Below are 16,841 nucleotides of genomic sequence, written 5' to 3'. Positions count from 1 at the left end.
ATGACGCTAATATTACATTCTGCAGGCAAAGTATGATTTTGTCCTACTTTAATAGCCATTCTGTTTATCAACCTTCTTTAAATCGCTATAATAATCATTTTTCCATTGGTGTGAGTTTGTGGCACGTTGGCCCCAATGAATACGGAATTTGATTTTTCACAACCGCTTTGGATTAATTGCTTGATTAGATTGCGTCTTTTCAAGCGAATATTAAAAAGAGAGCATTTTGATTAAACGTATTTTTGATATTTTATTTTCTTGCACATTATTATTGGTAATGTCTCCGCTAATTTTAGTCATTGGACTTCTGATTCGTTATAATTTGGGAACCCCAATATTTTTTTACCAGGATCGTCCTGGTTTGCATGGTAAAATTTTTAAAATTATTAAGTTCAGAACAATGCGAGATGCTACAAATGTTCAAGGTGAATTGCTACCAGATGAACAGCGTATGACTCGTTTAGGGCGATTTCTTAGAGCAACCAGCTTAGATGAGCTACCTCAGTTTTTGAATGTATTAGCTGGCCAAATGAGTATAGTAGGTCCGCGTCCGCTATTAGTTGAATACCTTCCTCTTTATAATTCAGAACAAAAAAGACGCCATGATGTAAAGCCAGGAATTACTGGGTTAGCTCAGGTTTGCGGGCGTAATGCATTGCAATGGGAAGACAAATTCAAGTTGGATATTTGGTATGTAGATAACCAATCCTTTTGGTTAGATGTCAAAATATTATTTTTGACACTTAAAAAAGTGATGCTTCGAGATGGTATTACTAGCGAGGGCAATACAACAGCTGAAAAATTTGAAGGAACAAAAAAATAGAGGCAGTTGATGACAGGTGTGACTGCTCGGTTGAATGAGTTGGAGAGGCAATTAGGGAGTTCGCATGAGTACACAATCAGTAGTTGGCAACGAAATAGATTTAATTAAGTTGTTCCGGGCTTTGTGGCGTGGAAAATGGTTTATTGTAATTCTGACAACTATTATTTCATTATCTACTTTTTTATATGTTCAAAAGATTCAGCCTGTCTATCAGGCAAAGATCATCTTAATGCCTCCTACAAATAGTGATTTATTTGGTCTAAATGATCAATTGTTTAATACTAATAAAAAATTATCTAAAGAACTGAAAAGCCATATCACTCTCCCAAGTTTTCATGCGGAAGAAGTATATAAAATTTTTTTAGCCCTTCTTGCTGCCGAAACAACGAGAAAGGAATTTTTAAATAGTAAACAAAAAAACAACAAAAACCATGAAGATGATTTTCCTATCTCACTTGTAGTTATTAGAAACGATATCGATCGCTTTAGTGTGATTGTTAATGCTCACAGCCCTGAAGTTGCTTCATCATCTATACGCCATGTGATAGAAATGACGAATGATAAAGTTCAAGCTGTATTAACTTCCATCATTCAAAGAGAGCTTCAGGTTTTAAAGAATAGCCTGGATAAGCAGCTTGAATTGTTACGTATTGCTGCAAATAATGCGCGAGAAGATGACCTTGCTCAGCGAACATCACAACTATTGTTAGCTCGATCTGCGTATAGCAACTTACCTCACGTCAATATTGATAATCAAAAAGAAGTAAAAGAATTGCTTGTTGAAATAAATAAAATTAAACAGAAAACCGATGTTCAATATATTCCTCGCATAAGAAATTTAGAAAAAATGCAAAGTTTGTTAAATTATAAACCTGATTTCACTAATGTTGTTTTTTCAAGACCAGATGGTTCTATTGAAGTATCAGAAACATATACACGTTATAAAAGTAATTTTTTTATTGCTTTTTCAGTAGCATGTGGTTTGATTATGGGATTTATTTTAATCATTTTATTCAATTTTAAATCTCTATTGACGACGCCAAAACTAGTTGAAGTGAACTTACCTGGTTGAATGAATTGAGAATAAGGTATTAAAAAAATGGTTTGCAGCAGTTTATTCCAGCTGTCTTAATGACACTTGGATTTAAGGAGTTAAATATGAAAGGCATTGTTCTTGCCGGTGGGGCAGGCACTCGTTTGCATCCGATTACAAAAGGGGTGTCTAAACAATTGCTTCCAGTTTATGACAAACCAATGATTTATTACCCTCTTTCAGTATTAATGCTCGCTGGTATCCGTGATATTTTAATTATTACAACCCCTGAAGATAAAAGTTCCTTTCAACGTCTGCTTGGGGGTGGGGAACAATTTGGCTTGAACTTAAAGTATGAGACTCAACCAAATCCCAATGGTTTAGCTGAAGCATTTATTATTGGTGAATCATTTATCGGTACTGACTCTGTTTGCCTGGTATTGGGTGACAATATTTTTTATGGGCAGGGACTAACTCCGAAGTTGAGAGAGGTTGTTTCCAGGTCGTCCGGAGCTACAGTCTTTGGCTATCAAGTGAAAGATCCGGGTCGATTCGGGGTAATTGAGTTTGATGAAAACCTACGTGCAATTTCAATTGAGGAAAAACCTAGTAATCCTCGATCAAACTATGCAGTTACTGGACTTTATTTTTATGATAATCAGGTTGTTGAGTTTGCCAAACAAATCAAACCTTCTTATCGTGGAGAATTAGAGATTACTGCCATCAATCAAATTTATCTTGAACTTAATCAATTAAAAGTAGAATTACTAGGACGTGGTTTTGCCTGGTTAGATACAGGAACTTATGAAAGCTTACTGGAGGCAAGTATGTTTGTACAAACGATAGAACATCGTCAGGGCTTAAAAATCGCTTGTCTAGAGGAAATTGCTTATAACTCAGGTTGGTTGTCTACAGATAAATTGCAAGAGATGGCGAATGAGCTAAACAAAAATAGTTATGGCTGCTATCTATTATCATTGCTGCAAGGGAATAAATAAAAGCAATTGACCGTTCATTTATATTCTCAAAAGTGAGATGTATTGTGAAAATCAGATTAACTACGCTACAAGTGTTTTCTCTATTAATTCCAATTTTGGTTTTGCTAGTTTTTAGCATTGGTTTTAGACCTGAAGATACTGGTACTGACACGAAGAATTATTTATTTTTTTATAATTCGGTGAATAAAAATTTCCTGCTTTTGTGGCCACTGGAATATGGTTTTCAGGCAATTTTATTCTTTTTTTCATTCTTTTCAGCCTCTCCACCTGTTTATCTATCTTCAATAGCCTTAATTGATTTGATTTTAATTTTCTTCTTGATAAGGAAATTATCAAGTTTTCTTGATAATAAAATTGATGGCTATAGATTATTTTTTTTACTAGCCACCTTCTTTTTTCTCTCTCCTTTTTTTTTCGCGATAATGGTTAATGTATTGAGACACGGTACAGCGATCTTATCTTTATTCGTTTTTTATATTACTCTGGCATCTCGAAGGCGCCTGTATGCTCTTGTCCCATTAGCTCTGATTGCTTTAGGGTTTCATAAGGCTGCGCTTATTATGATTATCTTTTCTCCGCTAATGTTTTTGCCTTACTGGCTAATTCTTGCGGGTACTTTAGTTCTGGGCTTCTGCTATCTGAGCGGCCTCACAGTGAAATTAATTTATTTAATTTCTGCATTGACGAATTTTGATTTGTACTCAAAGATTGCTGGTTATGCATCTTCATCCTCTGACGGAGTACATTATGTCAGTGGGGTGCGTTATGATTTTGCATTATTTACTGTTGCCCTAGGCACTGTCTTCCATGTTTTACAAAAGTATTTTCTGGCGGTTGAAGATAGACCAATTTTTTGTGAATTGCTAAAACATTATTGGATCTTGGTTTTACCCTTTTTCTTTTTTGGCTTTGGTCCTTTTTCCGACCGTTATCTTTTACCGGGATGGTTATATCTTTCAATTTTAAGTGCTGTATTTCTTGGGTTACTAGTCCGCAAATACTCTATACGCATCGGATGGGATTTTATTATTTTCTTATGTTCATTATTGTATTTCATGATTAAAGTGCAAGTTTTGTAATTTTTTGATAGAGCAATAAGAAATATCAATTTATACTATGCAGTAATTTTTTTTTTTACTTCAAGTAGCCCATGCTTTGCAAGAGATGAATAATGGCTAAAAAAATTGAATTAACTCGAATAGCGAGAGTTTCAACAGTTCCTCTATTCGTTTACACGTTGCTGCGTACACAAGTTGAAGCCATCGTCAATGCTGGGGCTGATGTCATGATTATTACAAGCCCTGATGATTTAAATCATTCCATGCAGCCGATCCATAATTGCCAATATAAACATATAAATATTGCGCGCGAAATCAGTATTCTTGCTGACATTAAATCTTTAATTAAATTAACCTCATTTTTCCGTAAGGAAAAATTTGATATTGTCCATTCAAATACCCCAAAGGCAGGCCTACTTTGTGCAATCGCTGCAAAATTGGCAGGCGCTCCTATTCGGTTACATACTTTTACAGGCCAAACCTGGGTAACTTCTAAAGGTATAAAACGAGCAATATTGAAGTTTTGCGATAAAATCATTGGGTTATTAAATACTCATTGCTATGCAGATAGTCCTAGTCAACGAGATTTTTTGATAAAAAATAAAATAATTAATGCAGTAAAAATCTCTGTATTGGGAAAAGGCTCATTAGCAGGAGTTAATTTGTCTCGATTTAGACGAGAGAACTTTTCTGAAATTGATAAAAAGACAATCCGTAATACCGTGAAAATAAGTGATGATCAGGTGGTTATCTTATTTGTCGGTCGACTCACAAAAGATAAAGGTATTTTTGAGTTAATTGAGGCATTTGGTAAATTAGTAGAAAGCAAAGCAAATGCTGTGTTGTTAGTTGTTGGACCTTTTGAGCAGGGCATTGAGCAAAAAATAAAAATCCATGCGCAAAAACATGGAGACGAACGCATTATTTTTGCTGGTTTTTGCCCGCAACCTGAAAAATTTATGGCTATTGCGGATATCCTGTGCTTACCTAGTTATCGAGAAGGCTTTGGAACAGTTGTTATCGAAGCGGCAGCAATGGAAGTTCCTGCTATTGGTACAAAAATTTATGGCTTGACGGATGCTATTGTTGATGGAGAAACTGGCCTTTTGGTTGAACCTGGAAATATAGAGCAACTGTCAAACGCATTGAAGACATTGACCTCAAATCCTGAGTTACGTCAGAAAATGGCAAAAAATGCAAAAATTAGAGCCATCAAAGAATTTGATAGTAAAACGTTGGGAAATTTAATGATTGATGATTATAAAAACTTATTGAGTAATGACAAAACTCAGTCATATTAATCGATAACCTCCTAGGCTGTTTTTAATATGTTTTACTGTTCCTACCGTCTTTTTTTGCATGGATAAAACCAGCGGAAGGGAGTGAATAATAGTGATGGAAATTAAAGATTTTATTTGACACTTGAAAAAATTTTAAAATAACTGTAGTTTTCGCAATCAGTTTTTATCAAGTCAGATTTTTCTCACCAAATTTTAAGACATGGGGTAAATTGTTTATGAGCGCATATCTTAGTGAAATTGATTGCAAGCGTTTTGGGTTGAAAGTTGCAAAGATAGACGAGTGGGGCACGTCACCACAAGAGCTTCTCAAACAATTGCGCGCCGAAAATACGCAGTTAATTATTTCTCGTATACCTACAGAAAACACTGAGCTCATAAATAAACTGGAAGATTTGGGTTTTCATTTAAAAGATAGTCAATTAACCTACCAATTTAACTTAAATCGCTTAAATTTTGATACTCTGGAAATTCCCATGCATCTCGAACTACGTGAAGCCAGGGAAGAAGATCTACCATTAATAGGTGAATTAGCCAAGCAGTCTTTTCATAATTATGGCCATTATGCTAATAATCGAAAGCTTGATCAAAATAAAGTAAATGAAATTTATGAAGATTGGGCTGTTAGTAGTTTTGCAAATAAACAGATGTCAGATAAATTTTTTATAATTGCTTCATCTAATGACGTTGCTGGTTTTCTTACTTTGAAATTAGTTCATCAGGGCAATAAAAATTTTGCTAAGGGCGGAATAGGGGCTGTTTCAGAAAAATACCGTAATCAAGGAATTTTTAAATTATTAGTTAAACAAAGCCTTTTATGGGGAAAAGAACTAAATCTTGATTGGGTTGAGCATAATGCCCTCTCAACGAATTATCCAGTAGGCAAAGTATTTACGTCGCTTGGTTTTTACAATGCTGCTTCATTAGTTACCTTGCATTGTTGGCTGGAGTAATTTAGCTTTTTCCAAAGTTATCTAAGTGCAGATTGTTTTGATTATATAGTGCAAAATTTGGATGATACCCGCCAAGGCGGGAATCTGTTCTATAAGATAGGACAGAATTTGCTGCAAAAATGGACTTTATTGCATGAGAGTGGCAAAAATATACCCCAATTTATAAATGCTACAATTCATAATCAACTCAAATTAGTATGATCTTAATCTGATTCAGAAGTACCTTCTTTTGTTTAATTGAAAGAGAAAAGGTATAATTCCGAGCATTTTTTCGGCTTCTCATGTTTAGGTTTAAATCTATAACAAGAGGACAGCTTACGAGCATCGAATTGTCTCATAGTTTGTTATGGGGGTAACCTGTAAGAATGATTAATTTCAATAATCCTCCTGTGTTGGGAAGTGAGATCGCTTACATTTCTGACGCCATTAATTTCAATAAAAAATTATGTGGAGATGGAATTTTTACTAAGCAATGCCAAAATTGGCTTGAAAAACCTGAAAGTGTGCAAAAGGCACTTCTCACTCCATCGTGCACGGCGGCTTTGGAGATGGCTGCTTTACTAATTGATATTAAGCCTGGCGATGAAGTAATCATGCCTAGTTATACTTTTGTAAGTACTGCCAATGCCTTTGTTTTGCGTGGGGCAAAGATAGTATTTGTAGATATTCGACCGGATACAATGAATATCGATGAGCAAAAAATTGAAGCGGCCATTACTGTAAAAACTAAAGCTATAGTTCCAGTGCATTATGCCGGTGTTGCTTGTGAAATGGACACTATTATGGATTTAGCTGCTCATTACAACCTTTATGTAATTGAGGATGCTGCTCAAGGTGTAATGGCGACTTATAAAGGGAGACCCCTAGGTTCTATAGGGCATTTGGGTTGCTACAGTTTTCACGAAACAAAAAATTACACCTCTGGGGGTGAGGGTGGAGCATTACTTGTTAATGATAAATGTTTTGTAGAACGCGCTGAAGTGCTTCGGGAAAAAGGGACTAATCGCTCGCAGTTTTTAAAGGGTCAAATCGATAAATATACTTGGCGAGATATTGGCTCAAGCTTCCTTCCAAGTGAGTTACAGGCTGCGTATCTTTTTGCGCAATTGGAAGCCGCTGAAATAATTAATGAAAAGCGTCTCGCACTTTGGAGGCAGTATCATGAGGCATTTGTCAGTTTAGATGAAACTATTGAGCGCCCACATATTCCTTCAGCATGTCAACATAATGCCCATATGTATTATTTGAAGCTTGAAACGAGCGTAAAGCGAGAACTATTTATTGCCAAGATGAAGTCTAAGGGAATTCAAACCGCATTCCATTACATTCCTCTCCACTCAAGTCCGGCAGGCTTAAAATATGGTAGATTTTCAGGAGAGGATATATTTACAACCTCTGAAAGTGAAAAGCTCGTTCGTCTGCCACTTTGGTTTAATTTGTCCCAATCTGATGCGGAATTGGTAATTAATGGGACAATTGCGAGTCTCAAGGAGCTCTATGCAGCAATTTAAGGTTGCCATATTAACTGCAAGCTCTCACTTAAGTCGATTATTGGTCAACTTATACATTATTAAACAAATTGCCTTGACGAAGGGACCGGATGGTTTAGGCGTGCTAGGCAACTTTATGACCTTAATCACCATTGCCGGAACGCTTGCTGGTGGTGGAATCACCTCTGGGATTATTAAATATATTTCTGAATACAGGGAATTTCCTGATAAACAACTTGGTTTTGCCGGTAGCGCTTTTGTTTATACTGTAATATCAGCCTTGCTTACTTTAAGTATTGGCTTGCTTTGTATTAATCAACTAACTACTTATGTATTTTTAAGTCAAGATTACCGTATCTATATTTATTTTTTCTTAATCGCGCAAATCTTCATTTCTTTTAATAATTATACTTACGGTATAGTTAATGGTTTTCGTAAAAATACAGTGTATGCTGTGTTAGTTATTGTAGGAAATCTCCTGGCAATTATTCTTGCCAGTTGGATGATTCCTCGGTATGGCTTGTGGGGCGCGATTGTAGCCATTACCGCACCACTTATTTGTCCTTTTATTCCGGCAGTATCTTACAGTGTATCCAAGCGTTTTCTTATTAATTTACGGTTTGATTCTTTAAAGCAGGATAGCTTTTTACTCAGCAAATTCAGCTTGATGTTACTTTTTAGTACGCTAAGCTTTCCATTTGTTGAGATGTTCATAAGAAATAAAATCATTTCTTTAATGGGAGTAGAGACAGCCGGATTTTGGCAAGCGATTACCAAGCTCTCTGCTGCCTATCTTAGTTTTTATTCTCTTTTCTTGTCCCTCTATTTTGTTCCTATCGTTTCGCCAAAACAAAGTAGTACAAGCCTCGTGCGTGAAGTCAATAAAATGATTCTTTTTATTAGCGGATTATTCCTTATAATGATGCTTTTTTTCTTCTTTTTTAAAGGCACTGTCATTAAACTTGTCTATACGGAAAAATTCTTAAGTATAAGTGATTTATTTCTATTACAAATGTTGGGGGATTTTTTTAGAGTTCTTGGCTGGGTCATTGGTTTTGTTGTTGTCGCCAAAGCCGCTACGAAACTCTATATTTTAGGGGAAATTCTACAAGGTACGCTCTTTATTCTCTTATGCTCTATTGAATTGAATTATTCTGTCTCATTGTTTGGAGTAGTATACTCTTATGTGCTTACATCTTTTTTATATTGTTTAATAGTATTTGTTGCCTTTTATTATTTTTATCGCAATAAACGCACAATGCTAGTTACGGAAATTTAAACATGTTAAATGCTACGGTTGTTGTCTCTTGTTACAATCAAGAAAATTATATTCGTGAATCGCTAGACAGTATTTTACAGCAGGAAACTGATTTCGAATTTAATATTTTAATTTCTGATGATTGCTCCACAGATAGTACGAAAGAAATAATTGCCAGCTATCAAGCGCGATATCCTGAAAAAATAACAGCCATTTTACGTGATAAAAATATCGGTGCAGGAAAAAATTATATTGAGGCGCATAAAATGGCCTTGGGCGATATTATTTTTCATCTTGATGGGGATGATATAATGTTGCCGGGTAAGTTACAAAGGCAATTTGATGTATTTAAGGATAACTCAGTAAATTTAGCGTTTCATCGAGCACTTTATTTTTCTGATGATTATAGCTATACGGCTGAAACAGGGGCACTCTCTTTAGAGACAGGAAATATTTTATATTTTGCCGCACAAGATTTAGCTTTATGGGGTACTGTAGCGGTGCACAGCTCCTATGCCTATCGCAAATCTGCGCGCAAAATAATGGATCCAAAAAGGGATTTTATGGAATGGTTTTTTGCTATGGATTCTTTACTTCCTGTCGGGAAGGGCGCTTTTATCAATGAAATATTAGTAAAATATCGTTGCAATGCAACGGGCGGGGCTTATTTGGCGAGTAAAGCAGGCCGACGCAAAGCATATAATATTTATTTTCATGATTTATTGTACTATTTTAAAGCCTATCCGGCATTGCGAAGGGAATTATACACCAATTGCATGGTGACAACGCTTGCTATGCTTAAAGGCGGTTGTGGGTATGCAAAAGGTATTCCTCTTTTCTTATTAAGAGGATTTTACTATCTTCGCTTTGTAAATTTTAGAAGAACTCTAAAAATGAGAGCATCGGTTGCACCAGCTAAAAGAATTAGATAATGTAAATGTAATTACATGTCACAAGGGACTAACGTTACGTGTATTTGAACATTGATGGAATTGTTCACTAGATTTGAATTATCCCCGGGTTAAGATCGCTAACGTTGTTCTTAATATTTGCGCCTATTTTTGACAAAGAAGGTTCGTTGAAAAACAAAAAACTTCCAGTATTAGATTTATTAATAAAACCAGCTACTAAATAAAGTGCAATGACGGCACAAACTGCAAGCGCTATATTTTTAAGAATTTGTAGGAATACGTTTTTCTCCATTTGGAGTATCGGGCTTGCTTCATCAATCAATGCCGAAGATTTTTGAGCAAACTGTTCATAAGTAACAGCTCCTTCTTTAAAGTTTTTATACTCCCATCGCAGCTTGGTAGCTACTGCTTGTAAATTGTCAGCATTTTCTCTATTTTTTAATTTATTGGCTACAGTTTCAAGACGTGCAATGCCTGCATTGAGACATATTTCGGGATCTACCAAGGCAATACATTCCTCCAATTCTTGAGCTGTATACGGGTTGGCTTCTTCAGAGGCTTTTAACAGGCGTTCAATAGATTCATACGATCCGTCGTATTTTATTTTAGATATATTCTCTAGCTCTTTAGAACAACTGCCAATGTATTTACCATAATTAAAATATATACTGTCATTAAGCCTATTTATACTGAGCTCAATGAGTGTATTGATTAACTGTTTTGTATCAGTTTTTGAGATGGACTCTAGAAGCTGTTTTCGAAATAGAGCCCGTGATTGATGTGCTAGGGCATAGACTTTTTTTGCCACAGAAATGGGAGTTAAGGCAAAACGATGGGTTGGTTTTTCTGATGTATAACCCGCACAATGAAGTATCTCCATAGTTGCATGAGCGCAGTTGTTAGTAAACAACCTATAAGTCGAATTGTATGGTGGCTCAAATGTATAGTCACTTTTCTCAACTGCAGTAAAGAAATCAATGAAGCTTTTTGTAGTTGGCGGTAGGGCAAATCGTATAGGCCTCCCTTTATCTTCCATATTTTCTTCAAAGTCATAAGCTCCACCCCAATCAAAAAAATATTCTGTTCTTTTGAACTCTGGGTGCCCCTTCTGCATGAGCTGATACAAAGGATCGGATGGCTTAATTTGTTTACGTTGAAAATCGCTAGACAAATGTATGTAACCTTCTGGTAAAACTTTTTTTTGCCAAATACCATTCTCATAACTACCGCTAGTGTATCTATCATTTTTTTTAACAATTACCGCCTGAAAAGCCAAGTTTTGGAGGAGCGTTTGTTCTTCTAATGACAAATTATTTAAAGGAGTTTCTTGCCAGGAACCTTCTTTATAACCATATATACTAAACTCACCATTATCTTGCAAAAAAAGTACGGGGCAATAATGACTCCTGGCGTACAATTTACATTCTTTCTCCTTGTATCTGGGCGGATTAGATTTGGAATAAATTAAGAGTTGATATTCTTTCTTCTCTGGTATTTCACTTTTAGAGAAGATGATATTAACACTCGTATGACCCAAACCTATGGGGTAATAATAGACTTCTGCTTTTGGCATATGATAAATATAGAAACCACAATGACTTTAAATTATACAATAAATATTAAAAATGTAGCTAATTAAAATCAAATGAGCGCTCCTAAATACCTCGGAAATAACAACGGCAAAAAAGAACTTGAGAATAAACATCGCAAACTAAATAAAGAAGGTCGCAGAAAAAAGCAAAAATTCAAGACTGTTGCTACAGTTGCTGTAAACTTGTCGTGGTAAATGTTTCTTTGGTAAAAGTTACAGAATTTTTTTCAGGGTTTTGCAATTTAAAGTATCGCTGTATAGGTTTTTCAATAAAGGAATAACTCCAAAAGGAAACCACTAAAATTAACAAACAGCTTAAACATAACATGAGAAAAGGGTTAATACCCAAGGTGAGAGAAATAAGGTGGGAAATTGCTAATATCAAAGGATGACAGAGATAAGTAGAATAAGACCAGTTACCCAAACGGATAAGCCAATCATTGTTAAACCACCGATCTTGCGATATCACAGCTGTAAAAATTAATGCACAGGGGATACCTAAACGCAGAAAATGATGCCTTGGTTCTTGGATACTTATCGATGTTATAGCAAGTAGAAGAAGAATGATTGCCCCTTTAGCATTTATGCGTTGGATAAGCTTTTTTCGCCAGAAGAAGTTGATTAAAATGCCAAACAAAAATTCAAACATAATTTTATTACTGTAAAATAAAAAACTTCCACCCAATCGAGAAGAAAGTAAAACTATCGATAAAAGACCCACTGCTGTGGCGATAAAGCGTAACTTTAGTGGTAAATAAAGGGTCAAGGCAAAAATCATATAAAAAATCATTTCATAATTTAAGGTCCAGCCAATGGTTAATAAAGGATAAAATCCTATCCCTGAAGGATTGTGGGCTGGCAAAAATAAAAGACTCTTGAAAAAAAAACTTAATTCAAAAGCCGTGAGAGGGATTAATCCTTTACAGGTAACCACCAGGATGGTAACCACTAGAGTAAAAAACCAATAGGCTGGTGCAATCCGTATTAATCGGTGAAGAATAAACTGTTTGGGAGTAGTCATTTTATCTGCTGTCGAATGGTAGATGACAAAACCACTAATTACAAAAAAAAGATCGACGCCGTAAGCGCCGTAATTGGAAAAAAATAAAACAAACCAATTATTCTTTTCAAAGTTAAAATAAATCTGGGTAAAATGATGAAAAACTACCATCCAGGCAGCTAACAGTCTAAGGCCTTGTATGGATTTAATCATAATACAACAGATGGGGCTCCTTGTCGCTTTGCACTTTCGACGCCAGGTTGATCGAAAGCATTAATATCCCAAATGACACTTTGGGTATAAATTTTATGCTCATAGAGTGCTATAAGCTGCCCAAGTGTAAATGGTGAGCAATCATTTAGTTGAATGTGATTGAGTGGTTTGTTACCAGGAATATAGCCGCTGGGATTATCATTTTCATGAACACCGTAGGCTAATATCCGTCTTTTTGCCGCAGACATTTCATTAATTATTTCGTTAGCAAAAGTTTTCACAGTAATAAAATCCGCAGCAACTTTATGAGTACCTTGGCAAAGTAACTGATAATAGCTATGTTGTGCCTGGTTACCCAATCCACCCCAAACAATAGGGCCTGTGGCGTGATTAACCGCCCGTCCGCGTTTATCAATGGATTTACCATTGCTTTCCATGTCGAGTTGTTGAATATAGGGAACAAAATATTCAAGTTGCTGTGAGTAAACAAGAATCAGCAGATTATGAATATGCAAAAAATTATTATTCCAGATGCCTAAGAGACCTAAAATAACCGGTAGGTTACTCGCAAAAGGCGTTTCCTGGAAATGTTTATCCATGCTATGAGCACCAGCGAGTATCTGGGTGAACTGTTCATAACCTATTGCGATGGCAGTGATCAAACTGATTGCTGAGCACAAGGAATAACGGCCACCTACCCAGTCCCAAATTGGTAGAATATGATAAAATCCAAGTTCTTTGGCTTTTTTGACATTGGCTGTTATGGCAATAAAATGCTTGTCTTTCTGAGATGTATTACCTAGCCAGGCCAGTGCTTTTTGCGCATTGTGTAAGGTTTCTTTTGTTGTAAATGATTTGGATGAAACAATAAAAAGCGTTGTCTCCGGGTTTAACTTACTGACGGCATTTTTTAATGCATAAGGGTCAACATCTGAAACAAAATGATAATTTAGGTGTTCGGCTGCAAGAGCAGAAAATGCCTGGATTGAAAAACGTGGACCTAAATCGGAGCCGCCCATACCAATATTGACAATATCAGTAATCGGTTTGCCAGAATAACCGACCCACTCTCCTGTTCTAATAGCTTGTGAAATGATTCTCATTTTTTCACGCGCTTCTAAAATGTCAGGAATAATATTATGGTTATTAACAAGAAGCGGGGTATTGTCTGGTGTGCGTAAAGCAGTATGCAGAGCGGGTCTTGCTTCGCTATTGTTAACAAAATCCCCTCGCATTAATGCATCGATTTTGTTTTTTAAGCTACATTCATCAGCTAACTGCAGTAATAATTCCAGTGTTGTTGAATTAATTCGTTGATTACTAAAATCAAGATGAATATTTTGCGTAGAGATAGTGCGTGATTCAGGATTATGAACTGAATTTTTTAAATCATTAATTGTTACTAATTGTAGTGAACGGACATGATTTTCTAATTCTATCCAGGAATTAAGCTCGGTTAATTGCTTCATGCGAAATAATTGTTAATTTTTTTGTAAAAATACCACTAATGGACCTTCTAATAAACAAAAATTCGCAAAAAACCATTAAAATTTCTGGAGTATCGCTGCAGGAGCTTAGAAGTCAATTTGTAATTTTAACTCAGTTCAACAAAAATTTCTTCATGTATTAAGAAATGAGCTTAATCAACAAAAGAAATAATCAGTTAAATGCTAATAAATGAAGCATAATGAAATAAAAAATCAGTAAAAACAAATAACTTCTACTGCAATCCAATAACTAAAAATTTAATAAAAATAATTAAAAAAAGTGTCTTATTTTTTTTAATTTTTCCAGTATAATATCCCGCTGCTTTTAAACTTGAAATGCTATTTGTAAAATAAAGTTTAATACTGCTCATTATTAATAATAAAGAGAGTGGTTTCATCCAGTTTAAGATAATTTGCCCAAAATTTTACCCAGCATTCATTGGTCTAAAAAAAGCATTAAAAATTTAATTTTTTATTAGTTTATAAAACTAAATAAGGGCTTTCTTAATATTCCGTTAAGAATCATTGTGTAAACTTACGATGGAATAGCCTAAAATTGTTTATAATTTAATCAAGTTGTAGTCACCGAGAGCACCATGGAAGCTTCTATGGAATAGATGGTGGCTGCCATCTAAGGGAGAATAAGTCATGTTAATTTTGACTCGGCGTATTGGTGAAACATTAATCATCGGTGATGATGTAAATATTACTGTGTTAGGTGTAAAAGGAAATCAGGTGCGTCTAGGTATTAATGCACCAAAAGATGTTTCTGTACATCGTGAAGAAATTTATCTACGTATTCAACAAGAAAAAGAATCTACTGATAGCGAAGAAGCTGTATAAAACCGAATTTATTGCAGTCGTCCAGTCCCGGGTACAAAGGGAGTTGTTCGCCCGGGACAAATTTCCCCCTCTAAATTGCGCTTAGCGAGGTATCCCCTGAGGATAAATAATGAACAGTGCCTTGCTCATCTCTTAGACACAATTGTCCAAATTCATTAACCCCACATGCTTTTCCATGCATAGTACCGGTTGGTTGCATTATCGTGATGGCCTTACCTTCTAAATAATCAACATGTTGCCATTCTTGTTTGAATCCTGGAAACCCTGATTGTAAAAATTTTTCCATATACTCATGCAATCGATAAATTAAATTGGCTAATAGAAGGTTGCGATCATAAAATTGATTAGTGATTTCATATAAAGAACACCAAGGTTTCTCTGAAAGCGGTTTTTCATGAGTTGCTGAGTTTACATTCATACCAATGCCAATAATCACTTGAGCACAACCATGTGTTTCTGCGATAACTTCGATAAGAATCCCGCACAATTTTTTATTTTGCCACAATAAATCATTGGGCCATTTGAGCTCAATCTCTTGTTCAATATGGCTATCTTTTAAGCTTGCAAGAATGGCTAAACCTATAACTAAACTAAGACCCGAAAGTTTGGATAGGCAACAATTGAGCTCCCATCGGCTTGAACAATAAATATTTTTTCCAAAAGGAGATATCCATTCACGACCAAAGCGTCCGCGCCCGTGAGTCTGCATTTCAGCACAACAAATACTTAAATGGGCATTATTAGACAAATTTTTTAAAAATTGATTTGTGGAATCTACTATTGGGAAGAGATGAAAATTAATTTCTTTCGAGAAATGTCGTGATAACAGCTTTTGACGAATCATCGCTTCATCAAGTAGCTGCATTGGAATTGCTAATTGATAACCTTGTTGTGGTAGTCGTTTTATTGGCAAACCTAAATCAATGAGTTGACCAATATGCTTCCATATGGCGGTGCGAGAAACACCCAGTTGTTCTCCGAGGGTATTGCCACTATAGCAGCGACCATCAGCAAGCTGTTTGATTAACTCGATTTGTAGATGACTAAATTCTTTCATAAAAATGATATGCAAATTAAGAACAGCAGGATTATAGCGATTGCAGCAAGAATTCAGAATTATTAATAGCGTTTAATTTGAGAATTTATCATAGGCCTGTATTAAGAAATACCGGCCTATGTAAAGATTAGTTTTTTAGGAATGACGTAATGATAAAGCCAGGAAAATATATGTCCAACCATCAACAATTAACTCTACAGCAATGAAAAGACCAATAATCCACAAGCCACTCATAGGCCAGTGTATTAAGATCATCACGCCTAAGGCAATGGCAATAATTCCCGCAAGAAGCAACCATACCCACCCCGAAGCACCTCTAAGCATGATCGCCATAAAAAAGCGACTTACACCAATAATAATTAACACGGCTGCTAATAAGGCAGTGATTATTGCTGAAGCAAAGAAAGGATCATAAATGACTAAACCACCGGCAATGAGATACAGTACGGCGATAAAGGCATGCCAGGTTACAGCTTTCCAGCGTCTGCATTTAAACGCATCCACAATTTGCAGAACACCACCGATAATTAATAAAATCCCCAGAAAAAGCATACTGGCCAAGGTTAAGCCGACCACCATGCCTAAACCAATGCCTCCCAAAATAACAAATAGTATTCCTAAAGTTAGTAACCAACCCCAATTACGCTTAACATCTTGCGGCTCTTCTAATAGCACAGTAGTCATAAAACGTCCTTATTAAGTGAGTACCAAATTAAGCATAAACAATATTTAAGGATCCTGCATCTAATCATTGCAACAAAGGCTTTGAATGAAAGCAAAATAAATTGGATATTGGACCACTTGACTCATCTTTTTCTGCATCTCGTG

The 16,841-nt window shown here is 35.6% G+C and carries 15 protein-coding genes; 10 read left to right on the top strand and 5 right to left on the bottom strand.

Features of this window, described 5'->3' with window-relative positions; all coding sequences use genetic code 11:
* Window positions 1–226 precede the first annotated feature (226 nt).
* From PXX05_RS08055 to PXX05_RS08015, 9 genes are all read left to right on the top strand, one after another.
* Complete coding sequence (locus PXX05_RS08055) at window positions 227–823, top strand: sugar transferase (protein ID WP_275087711.1); 597 nt, start codon at window positions 227–229, stop codon at window positions 821–823.
* Between the two features lie 64 nt (window positions 824–887).
* The gene (locus PXX05_RS08050) at window positions 888–1,895 is read left to right on the top strand and encodes a Wzz/FepE/Etk N-terminal domain-containing protein (protein ID WP_275087710.1); all 1,008 of its coding nucleotides are present in this window, start codon (window positions 888–890) and stop codon (window positions 1,893–1,895) included.
* Window positions 1,896–1,981: 86 nt separating this feature from the next.
* Entirely contained in the window at window positions 1,982–2,854 is an 873-nt protein-coding gene (gene rfbA, locus PXX05_RS08045) for a glucose-1-phosphate thymidylyltransferase RfbA (RefSeq protein ID WP_275087709.1), read from the top strand.
* Window positions 2,855–2,898: 44 nt separating this feature from the next.
* The gene (locus PXX05_RS08040; protein ID WP_275087708.1) at window positions 2,899–3,933 is read left to right on the top strand and encodes an EpsG family protein; all 1,035 of its coding nucleotides are present in this window, start codon (window positions 2,899–2,901) and stop codon (window positions 3,931–3,933) included.
* A gap of 92 nt (window positions 3,934–4,025) precedes the next feature.
* Window positions 4,026–5,213, top strand: coding sequence for a glycosyltransferase family 4 protein (locus tag PXX05_RS08035; protein ID WP_275087707.1), 1,188 nt, complete (start codon window positions 4,026–4,028; stop codon window positions 5,211–5,213).
* Window positions 5,214–5,428: 215 nt separating this feature from the next.
* Window positions 5,429–6,163, top strand: coding sequence for a GNAT family N-acetyltransferase (locus tag PXX05_RS08030; protein ID WP_275087706.1), 735 nt, complete (start codon window positions 5,429–5,431; stop codon window positions 6,161–6,163).
* Window positions 6,164–6,528: 365 nt separating this feature from the next.
* Window positions 6,529–7,674 (top strand): dTDP-4-amino-4,6-dideoxygalactose transaminase, encoded by a 1,146-nt coding sequence (gene rffA, locus PXX05_RS08025; protein ID WP_275087705.1) that lies wholly within the window; start codon window positions 6,529–6,531, stop codon window positions 7,672–7,674.
* Window positions 7,661–8,932: an O-antigen translocase gene (locus PXX05_RS08020; protein WP_275087704.1), complete on the top strand. Its 1,272-nt coding sequence runs from the start codon at window positions 7,661–7,663 to the stop codon at window positions 8,930–8,932. Before rffA ends, PXX05_RS08020 begins: the two co-directional genes overlap by 14 nt.
* A 2-nt stretch (window positions 8,933–8,934) precedes the next feature.
* Complete coding sequence (locus PXX05_RS08015; protein WP_275087703.1) at window positions 8,935–9,843, top strand: glycosyltransferase; 909 nt, start codon at window positions 8,935–8,937, stop codon at window positions 9,841–9,843.
* A 67-nt stretch (window positions 9,844–9,910) separates the two neighbouring features.
* Here the strand turns inward: PXX05_RS08015 and PXX05_RS08010 are convergent, their stop codons facing one another.
* From PXX05_RS08010 to pgi, 3 genes are all read right to left on the bottom strand, one after another.
* On the bottom strand, window positions 9,911–11,395 hold the full coding sequence (locus PXX05_RS08010) for a hypothetical protein (RefSeq protein WP_275087702.1): 1,485 nt from the start codon (window positions 11,393–11,395) through the stop codon (window positions 9,911–9,913).
* A 184-nt stretch (window positions 11,396–11,579) separates the two neighbouring features.
* Window positions 11,580–12,626 carry an acyltransferase family protein gene (locus PXX05_RS08005; protein WP_275087701.1) on the bottom strand — a complete coding sequence of 349 codons (1,047 nt, stop codon included), beginning with the start codon at window positions 12,624–12,626 and terminating at the stop codon, window positions 11,580–11,582.
* Complete coding sequence (gene pgi, locus PXX05_RS08000) at window positions 12,623–14,095, bottom strand: glucose-6-phosphate isomerase (protein ID WP_275087700.1); 1,473 nt, start codon at window positions 14,093–14,095, stop codon at window positions 12,623–12,625. The genes PXX05_RS08005 and pgi overlap by 4 nt, the downstream gene beginning before the upstream one ends.
* A 666-nt stretch (window positions 14,096–14,761) precedes the next feature.
* On the opposite strand from pgi, the gene csrA reads away from it, so the two are divergent.
* Window positions 14,762–14,956 carry a carbon storage regulator CsrA gene (gene csrA, locus PXX05_RS07995; protein ID WP_045105668.1) on the top strand — a complete coding sequence of 65 codons (195 nt, stop codon included), beginning with the start codon at window positions 14,762–14,764 and terminating at the stop codon, window positions 14,954–14,956.
* Window positions 14,957–15,026: 70 nt separating this feature from the next.
* Here csrA and birA read toward each other — a convergent pair whose 3' ends face one another.
* Window positions 15,027–16,013 (bottom strand): bifunctional biotin--[acetyl-CoA-carboxylase] ligase/biotin operon repressor BirA, encoded by a 987-nt coding sequence (gene birA / locus PXX05_RS07990; protein WP_275087699.1) that lies wholly within the window; start codon window positions 16,011–16,013, stop codon window positions 15,027–15,029.
* A gap of 135 nt (window positions 16,014–16,148) precedes the next feature.
* Window positions 16,149–16,697, bottom strand: coding sequence for an HdeD family acid-resistance protein (locus tag PXX05_RS07985; protein WP_275087698.1), 549 nt, complete (start codon window positions 16,695–16,697; stop codon window positions 16,149–16,151).
* Window positions 16,698–16,841 lie beyond the last annotated feature (144 nt).

The sequence above is a fragment of the Legionella cardiaca genome, from assembly GCF_029026145.1.
Lineage (GTDB): Bacteria > Pseudomonadota > Gammaproteobacteria > Legionellales > Legionellaceae > Tatlockia > Tatlockia cardiaca.
This window is presented reverse-complemented; position numbering and strand designations above follow the sequence as displayed.